Raw genomic sequence first — 2646 nt, forward strand, 5'->3', positions numbered from 1 at the left:
ACCACCCGGGATCACGGGCGGGCCCGCATCCTGCACATCCACACCGACCGCCTCTGGCAGCACTTGGAGCGGGGAGAGGTGGTGGTGGTGGCCGGCTTTCAGGGCATCACCAGCCCGGCGGAGCTGGAAATTACCACCCTGGGGCGGGGGGGATCCGACACTACGGCGGTGGCTTTGGCGGTGGCTTTGGGAGCAGAGCTGTGTGAGATCTACACCGATGTGCCGGGGATCTTCACCACCGACCCGCGCAAGGTACCCGAGGCCAGGCTGTTGCCAGAGATTACTGCTGACGAGATGCTGGAGCTGGCCAGCCTGGGAGCGCAGGTGCTCCACCCCCGCTCGGTGGAGATTGCCCGCAACTACGGCGTCAAGCTGCGGGTGCGCTCCAGCCTGGAGCCCTTGCAGGCGGGATCCGAGGGCACCCTCATTCTTTCTCCTCCTCCCCGTCCTCGCCCCGCCGATAGCAGCATTGAGCTGGGCCGGGCAGTGGATACGGTGGAGCTGGATCGGGATCAGGCCAAGGTGGTGCTGGTGGGAGTGCCGGATCGTCCGGGCATTGCCGCCCAACTGTTCCAGGAAATTGCGGCAGCCGGGATCAACGTCGATTTAATCCTGCAGTCGCTCCACCTCAGTGCAGCCGAGGGATCCCCTACCAACGACATTGCCTTTACCGTCAGCCGGGCGCAGGCAGCCCAGGCGGCAGCCGTGGCGCGGCAGGTGGGCCAGGAGCTGGGGTGTAGGGAAGTCCTCGTCGAGGAGGCGGTGGCCAAGGTCAGCATTGCCGGGGTGGGGATGATGGGTCGCCCGGGCATTGCCGCCGAGATGTTTCGAGTGCTGGCGGAAGCCGGGATCAATCTCCAAATGATCTCCATGTCGGAGATCAAGGTGAGCTGTGTGGTGGCTGCCGAGCGGGCTGGGGAGGCCGCCCTGGCGCTGGGGGAGGCGTTTCAGGTGATTCCCCATTTGCATCGGGTCACGGCAGCCCCTGGCCGGGATCCCCTCCCCAGCGACCACCCGGTGCGGGGCGTTGCCCTGGATCTGAAGCAGTCGCGGCTGGGCATCCGCAAGGTGCCGGATCGTCCGGGGACGGCTGCCCATCTGTTCGGACGCCTGGCCGAGGCCGGGATTATCGTGGACACCATCATCCAAAGCCAGCGGGGCTACCACAACGGCATCCCCAGTAACGACATCGCCTTTACGGTGCCTCAGGATCAGGCCAGGGCGGCTGAGGCCGTGTGCCGGCAGGTGGCCGAGGAACTGCAGGCGGCGGGGGTCGAAGCCGACCACGACATCGCTAAGGTGAGCATCGTCGGTGCCGGGATGGAAATTTATCCCGGCGTGGCGGCGCACTTTTTTGCTGCCTTGGCCGACGCCGGGATCAACATCGAGATGATCGCCACCTCGGAGATCAAGGTAAGCTGCGTGGTGCGACAGGAGCAGGGAATCCACGCTCTGCAAGCTGCCCACCGCGCCTTTGAACTCGACCGAGCCTAGTCGGCTTTGGCTGCCAACAGCAGGGGGAAGTTGTGGGCGTTGGGGGCGTGCATGGCCTGGATCCCCAGGTTGGCGCGGTTGACCAGGTCGGCGTAGGTGGGGATGAACCGGCCCTGGCCGTCCAGGATGGACTGGTTGAAGTTAAAGCCGTTGAGGTTAAAGGCCATCATCCCAATGCCAATGGCTGCCGCCCAAATCCCTACGGTCGGCAGGGCCGCCATCCAGAAGTGAACGGAGCGGCTGTTGCGCCAGCCAAGGCCGGGGATCCCCAGCCGCCCCAAGAAGGTGTAGTGGCCGGCCAGGAAGTTGTAGGTGACTTCTTCTTGGCCGAAGCGGTAGCCGGCATTGGCCGACTCCTCTTCCGAAGTCTCCCGGATCAGGCTAGACATCACTAGGGAGCCGTGTAGAGACGCCAGCAGGGCGCCGCCAAACACCCCGGCTACCCCCAGCCAACTGGTGGGGTGCATCAAGATGTTGTGTTCCGCCTGGAAGGCCAGCATGAAGTGGAAGGTGCCGGCAATCCCCAGCGGCAGCCCTTCCGAGAAGCTGCCCTGGCCAATGGGGTAGACCAAGAGCACCGCTGTAGCGGCAGCCGCCGGCGCAGAAAAGGCCACCGCAATCCAGGGGCGCATGCCCAGCCGGTAGCTCAACTCCCACTGCCGGCCAAGGTAGCACCACACCCCAATGAGAAAGTGGAGCACGATGAGCTGGTAGGGGCCGCCGTTGTAGAGCCACTCATCCAAAGAGGCGGCTTCCCAGATGGGGTAAAAGTGCAGGGCAATGGCGGCTGAGGTGGGCACCACCGCTGCAGAAATGAGGTTGTTGCCCCCCAACAAAGAGCCAATCACCGGCTCGCGGATCCCGTCCATATCCACCGGCGGCGCGGCAATGAAGGCAATTACAAAACAAAAGGCTGCCGCCAACAACGTTGGGATCATCAATACGCCAAACCAGCCAATGTAAAGCCGGTTTTCGATGCTGGTGATCCACTGACAAAAACTACTCCAACTCCACAGCCGCCGCGCAGCAGCGGAGCGACGAATGACCGTACTCATAGGCCAACTCCTAGAAAATTTCAGCAAAGCCCCCTCTCTCTTGGGTTTGCCGAACCGACGTCAGGAGAGCGCTCGACAAGGCCTGGCCTGAGGGAGC

General features: G+C 63.8%; 2 protein-coding genes. One reads left to right on the top strand and one right to left on the bottom strand.

Going from position 1 to position 2646, the window contains the following annotated elements; translation table 11 throughout:
• The coding region (locus NW844_RS03425; protein WP_414333498.1) for an aspartate kinase at positions 1-1494 on the top strand (1494 nt) is incomplete at its 5' end.
• Here the strand turns inward: NW844_RS03425 and NW844_RS03430 are convergent.
• Complete coding sequence (locus NW844_RS03430) at positions 1491-2549, bottom strand: Photosystem Q(B) protein 1 (RefSeq protein ID WP_414333499.1); 1059 nt, start codon at positions 2547-2549, stop codon at positions 1491-1493. The genes NW844_RS03425 and NW844_RS03430 overlap by 4 nt on opposite strands.
• Positions 2550-2646: the final 97 nt, after the last annotated feature.

This window comes from Synechococcus sp. H55.2 (genome assembly GCF_047462495.1).
Lineage (GTDB): Bacteria > Cyanobacteriota > Cyanobacteriia > Thermostichales > Thermostichaceae > Thermostichus.